This window comes from Pseudomonas sp. GW821-FHT09C10, assembly GCF_059418085.1.
In genome coordinates, this window is sequence record NZ_JBWKPE010000024.1 from 34721 (window position 1) to 41185 (window position 6465).

Annotated in this window: 4 protein-coding genes; all 4 read right to left on the reverse strand. The window is 61.0% G+C overall.

Annotation, left to right across the window (positions count from 1 at the left end):
* Positions 1-92: 92 nt before the first annotated feature.
* Positions 93-1373, reverse strand: coding sequence for an MFS transporter (locus AC07OT_RS30195; protein WP_495103209.1), 1281 nt, complete (start codon positions 1371-1373; stop codon positions 93-95).
* On the reverse strand, positions 1370-2314 hold the full coding sequence (locus AC07OT_RS30200; protein ID WP_115488141.1) for a LysR substrate-binding domain-containing protein: 945 nt from the start codon (positions 2312-2314) through the stop codon (positions 1370-1372). The genes AC07OT_RS30195 and AC07OT_RS30200 overlap by 4 nt, the downstream gene beginning before the upstream one ends.
* 83 nt (positions 2315-2397) lie before the next feature.
* Positions 2398-4407, reverse strand: coding sequence for a CocE/NonD family hydrolase (locus AC07OT_RS30205; protein ID WP_495109801.1), 2010 nt, complete (start codon positions 4405-4407; stop codon positions 2398-2400).
* An 84-nt stretch (positions 4408-4491) separates the two neighbouring features.
* Positions 4492-6075, reverse strand: a complete 1584-nt coding sequence (locus tag AC07OT_RS30210; protein ID WP_495109802.1) for a BCCT family transporter — start codon at positions 6073-6075, stop codon at positions 4492-4494.
* Positions 6076-6465: the final 390 nt, after the last annotated feature.

The window sequence follows — 6465 nt, forward strand, 5'->3', positions numbered from 1 at the left end:
TACTCACCCTGATCGCCGTATTCGGCACCGCCTCGTTTTGCTTCGAGCACCTTGCTACCCGCCAGTCGCGCAAGAAAAAAGCCAAGTAGCCGTCACGGTTTACTGTCGGGCACGGGCTCGTTGATCACCAGCTCCTCGGGAATGTCATCCACCCGCGGGTCGAGTACCGCGGCCATGGCGCCCATCGGATGCTCGGGCATGGCCACGTGGTGCAACGGCGCCCCTTCGACGCGGTATTCGCCAGTGACCTGTTTGGGCTGCACGCGCCAGACCAGCAATAGTGCGCAGGCCGAGAACAGCATGTAAAACGCGCCATGCCCGTAGGTGGTCATCAGCGTACCGCTGAGCAGCGGCCCAAGGCTGGCACCAATGCCGTGGGTGGCGAGCATCATGGCGCTCAACGGTACACGCCGGGGTTGCTCGACGTTGTCATTGGCCAGCGCCACCGCCAGCGGGTAGAGCGTGAACAGCAACAGACCGCTGAGAAAGCCGAACACCAGCAACAGGGCATACGGCAACTGCACCAGCCCCCACAGGGGAATCACCACCATCCCCAGGGCCAGGGCGCAGGCCCGAATCAGCCGGGAGCGGTCGATACGGTCTGACAACCAACCGATCGGCCACTGGCCACACAGACCGGCAAATATCGATACCGCAACAAAGGTACCGGCCTGGGCGGTGCTCAGGTCGTTGCGGGTGGCGAATACCGGCGCCAACGCATAAAACGCGCCGATCATCAGCCCGGTGACAAAAACCGTGGTCAGCGCCTGGGGCACGCGGCGCCAGAAAAAACCCACTTCCAGGGGGGCCGCCACGAGCTTCGCCGGGTGCAGTCGCTGGGTCATGGTCACTGGCAGCAGGCAAGCGGCAAAGCAGATCGCCACGATCACCAGCGGCTTGAAATCCAGCTCCGGGAGCCCTATCAATATGCCCTGCCCCAGCATCAAGCCCAGGGAAACCGACACCATGTAGCCGGCGAATACCGCGCCGCGCTGGTTGTTTTCAGCCTGCTCGTTCAGCCAGCTTTCGATGACCATGTACTGGTTCATCATCACCACGCCCATCACGAATCGCAGCACCAACCAGAACGTCAGTTGCTCGAACAGCACATGCAGCAACACGATGATGGTGGCGACGCCGGCACAGGCCACATACGAACGCACATGCCCGATGCCTGCGATCATGCGATGTCCGAACTTGGCCCCACAGACCATCCCCCCGTAGTACGCGGCCGTCAGCGCACCGATCCACACCTCGTTGATGCCCTGGCTGCTCAGGCTCAGGCCGATAAAACTGAAAAACAGCCCATTGCCGGTGAGCATCAGGATAGTGGCGCTATACAGCGCGGGGAAGGTCAGGAAGGTCAGGTTCATGGCGACTCGGAGGGCGTGTTCAAGTGGCTGGCGTGGGCCTGCAACCATTGGCGGAAACTGCGTGCCGCCAAAGGCGGATTACGATGATGAGGTTGCATCAGGTGCAGGCGACCGCGACTGTGCATGGTGTGGGGCAAGGCCATTTGCAATCGACCCGACGCCAACTCGCCCGCGAGCAAACTCTTCCAGCCCAGGGCCACGCCGTGGCCCATGACCGCCGATTGCATCAACAACTGATAGCTGTTGGTGCGCAACGCATGGCGCGGGGTGTAGTAGTGGGCACCAACATCTGCAAACCAATCGGTCCAGGTCAGCCAGTCATGGTAGTGGTCCTCGACGATCAGCAAGGTGTGAGCGTGCAGCAGGTGTTGAACATCGTGAATCGGACCATGGCGCTCTATGTAGCCAGGGCTGCATACGGTGATGACCTGCTCACTGTCGAACACCGGTGACAATTCCAGGCCATGGGGCGCGGCCAGTTCGTCAAGGTGATAGAACAGGCCCAGATCATATTCACTGACATCCAAGTGGCTGGGGCTTTCGCTGCACAGAATGCGGATATCCAAGTCCGGGTGCTCGCGCTGGAACTCCGGCAGCAAGCCGGCGAGCCAGATGGAGCTGATGGTAGGCGTGCTGGCCAGGGTCAGTTGACGATCGGCACCGCGCCGACGCAACTCGGCGGACTCGCGGTCCAGCTCGCGCAGCAAGCGCTGGATGGTGCGAAAGAAACGCACCCCGGCGGGTGTCAGGCTCAGCCCCTGGGCCAGTCGGTAGAACAGTGGGCGCGCCAGGTCTTCTTCCAGCCGCTTGACCTGGCGACTGACCGCACTCTGGGTCAGGTTCAGTTCATGAGCGGCCTGGGTAAAGCTCAAATGGCGGGCTGCCGCTTCAAAGGCTTGCAGGCAATTGAGCGGGGGAAGATCGACGTTTCGGCGCGACATGGGCAGTTCCAATGGCAGAAACGGGCCCAGGTTTCCCCACGCCCGCAGAGATCATGTTGGCAGGTATCCTGCCAGTTGCTCAGTCACAGCGCGACCCTGGCCACACGCTTGCTCCATTGACGACGGTGTTCAAGCTGGCCATTTTCCCAGGCCGTTTGCTCCGCCTCTACATAGAACCACTCGGCATCGGCATGCACGCTCAGGCGGCTTTCCACCTCCACCTCCCATGCGTCGCGGCCCACGCGGTAATGCCACTGGATATCAGCACTCGTCGACAACGGATTCCAAGGCAACGTGTGGTATTGCTCGGTGCAGCGCTGGTCCACCCATAGGCCATGGTCGATAAACCGCATGGCGCCCAGGTCATCTTCGATCTTCACACACACCTCGCCACTGCCCACATCTTCGATCAACGTCCGTTTCGGCGCAGCGGCGCGCAGGACTTCCAGGGCAGCCGGCGTCGCCGATTGGGGCGCATCGAACGGACACTCCACTGCCTCGCCGATAAAAACCGGTAACTGCAAACTGTGCAGGCTCGGCAGCAAGGTCAGGGTGGTCAGCTCACGGCTGGGCCATAACAACGGGAAACTCGCGGTGCTCAACGCCAGGCGCAAACGGTAGCCAGCGGGCAGGCGCATACCGACATGGTCAAGGTTCAGGTGCACGTCCATCGGTTCACCCGGGACTACAGGAGTGACGTGGGAAAAGTCCTCGCGAAGATTGAGATTAAGCACCCCGTAACTGACCTGCGTGACCTGCCCGTCCGGCGCCACGGCGTTCAAGCGCGCCACCAGTTGCCCGCAGGCGGTGTCGCTGGCGAGACGCAACTTCAAGCGTGCATCACCCAGCAGCGCCAGGGGCTCGGTCAGGGGCTGGGAGTCGAAACACAGCGCGTGGGCGTCATCGCGGCGCTGATCCGTGGGCCCATCGGGACCAAACCAGATGGCACAGTACTCGCCCTGATGCAGGCCGGTGGTCAGCGGCGAGCACACACTGCGAGCAACGGCCAAGGCCTGGTGGCCGGGGTTGAGGCCGCGCTCGTCAAGACTGAAATCGGTCCATTGCACCTGCGGGTCAGGCCAGCCCGATGTCTGCACCCAGGTACCTGGGCGCCCGGCATAACTGCCTTTGGGCGGCAGAATATCCTGTAGGTAAAAGGTGCAGGCAGCGTCATCCATCACCCCATTTTCGATGCCCTTCAACCAGTGGTCCCACCAGCGCTTGGCCTCTTGCAGGAAGCCGATCGCGGGATTGGGCACGGCGAAATGCGGGTATTTGTGAATCCACGGGCCGATCATGGCCTTTTTCGGTCCTGGCAAATGCTCCATCAGACGCGAGACGGTGTTGCGGTAGGCATCACCCCAGCCACCCACCGCGTAGACCGCCGCCTTGATCTGCGAATAGTCCTCGCACACTGAGCCGTGGCGCCAGTAATCATCACGGGTCTGGTGCTTCAACCAGGTCTCGGCGAGCAGCGGCATCGCCTCCAGGCGTTGAAGCCAGAGGGTTTTCCAATCATCACCCACCAGCAGAGGGTCGGGCACTGCGGCACTGAAGTTGAGCATGGTCGCGGCCCAACCGAAATTCTCCATCAGCAGGTTGCCGCCCTTGTAGTGGATGTCGTCGGCGAAACGATCATCGGTGGAGCACAACGTGATGATCGCCTTCAACGCCTCGGGCTGGCGTGCCGCAACTTGCAGGCCGTTGAATCCGCCCCAGGAGATGCCCATCATGCCGACATGCCCGTCGCACCAGGGTTGCCGGCATAGCCAGTCGATCACTTCAAGGGCGTCGTCCTGTTCCTGCACCAGGTATTCGTCAGCCATCAGTCCCTGGGACTCACCATTGCCACGCATGTCCACACGCACACACACATAGCCCTGCCCTGCCATCCAAGGGTGAGTCAGCGCGTCACGTACGGCGGTGCCATCACGCTTACGGTAGGGCAGGTACTCCAGGATCGCCGGAAAGGTTTGCAGGCCCGCGGTCTCCGGCAGCCAGATACGTGCCGCCAGTTGGGTGCCGTCTCTCAACGGGATGAGGCAGTGCTCGATTTCACGGACCTTGTAGGCAAATTCGGTAACGATTTCCATCGGTAGCTCCAAACATTTATTGCGAACAAACGCCCCCCACGCGCCCGCCTGGGAGCGCGTGGGGAGACACACAGGTTTTAGCTTCTAGCGGGCAAATTCCGCGACGGGGCTGGCGCCACTCAGGTTGGGCTGAGTCACGGACTGTAGGTTTTTCACATCGAGTAATGTCGGATTTTTCAGCCAGAAGATCAGCGAAGTACTGGCCAGCAGCACCAGGATCATCCCCGGCAGCCCGCCGAGGTTGGAAAGCATCTTCACCCCATCGATGCCAATGAACGACACCATCACCCACGACACTGTGCCGATGATCACGCCCCAGACGATTTTCAACGCGGGGTTGCCATCCAGGTCGGAATCGGCCGTCACGCCTTTGCTGCACAGGTTGGCGATCACGTCGGTGCTGGAGTCCGCCGCCGTGACAAAGGAGATGAACGCCACGAACAGCAAGAACGCGATCATCAGAGCACTGGCCGGCAGTTGCTGGAACATCTGGTACAGCACGTGCTCCACGCCCTGCTCGTTGAGCACGCGGTTAAGGCTGCCATCGCCGAGCGCATCGAAATACAGGCTCGTACCAGAGAAGATACAGATCCACACCGCCGTAAACAGCGCCGGGTAAAGCATGTTGATATGAATGAATTCGCGCACGGTGTAACCACGGCCGATCTTACCGAGGAACAGCGCACTCACCGGTGCCCAGGCAAACCACACCGACCAGTAGAACACTGTCCAACTCTGCGGCCAGGTGTCGCCACTGGCGGCGCCGGTGAACAGGCTGCGGCTGAAGAAAGTGTCAAGGTAAACACCCAAAGACTCGACACCCAGGCTGAACATGTAGAGAGTCGGCCCGCACAACAGCACGAACAACCCCAAGGCCAGCATGATCCAGGTGTTGAACGACGACAGCATCACAATGCCGCGCTGCAGGCCGCTGGCCGCCGAGGCCACAAACGTGATGACGATAATCGCGATGATGATCCCCAGGCGGAACGGTGTGGTTTCGCCACCGATGTATTGGCTCAGGCCACCCGACAAGGTCAACGCGCCGGTGCCCAGGGACGATGCCATGCCAGCCACCAAGGCAAACATCGCCAGGGTGTCGATCAGCCCGGCATAGCGCTTGACCCGTGCCTCGCCCAGCAACGGTTCGAGCATGGCGCCGATTGAGAAGTTGCTGCGCCGGTTATAGAACACCAGCGCGAATACCAGCGAGGGCACCAGGTAGATGGCGTAGGGGGTGATGGTCCAGTGCAGGAACATCGTCGACATGGCGAAGCTTTTCGCCGCACCGCTGCCCGCTTCGATCGGCAGGCTGGTGGGGGGCCCATACAGGTGGTACAGCGGCTCGGCGGTGGTCCAGAACAACACACCCACCGCCAGCGTGGTACACAGCGCCACCATGAACCAGCGCCATTTGCTCAGTAACGGCTGAGCGTCTTCGCCACCGATACGCACCCCGCCCAGGGGCGACAGATAGACAATCGCTGTCAACACCACCATGGCAAACGAGCCGGCACTGAACAGCCATGAAAAGTTGTTAAGGATGATGCTGTTGAGTTGCTTGCTGACCGCGAGGAAAGCATTCAGGTCGATGTAGCTGGCGATCACCGCCGCCAGCAGAATCAGGAACGTTGGCCAGAACACCAACGGACGCAATGGATATTTCATACAGTGCCATTCCCCTTGCAGACTATTTTTATCGCCCTGACAGGCCATTGTTAGAGAGCGGGCACCGCAGCGTCCTGCTGCCGGTAGCTCGCCTGGAAGTCTTCGCGTGGTGATAGATAACCGTTTAAGCGGCCGGGGGCGCAATCGACCAATGTGCATGGGGGTATTCCCCCACGTCATGACGCACCAGCACAGTTCGGGAGGAGCAGGCCATGCACAACGGCAAGGCGCAGGATGATCAAATCGCAGGCAAAAAAAAGCCCGCTCATTGAGCGGGCTTTCTGTGGTGACCTGGCGTTCAGTGGGCCAGGTGACCGAATATGGCGCAGCGGACGGGACTCGAACCCGCGACCCCCGGCGTGACAGGCCGGTATTCTAACCGACTGAACT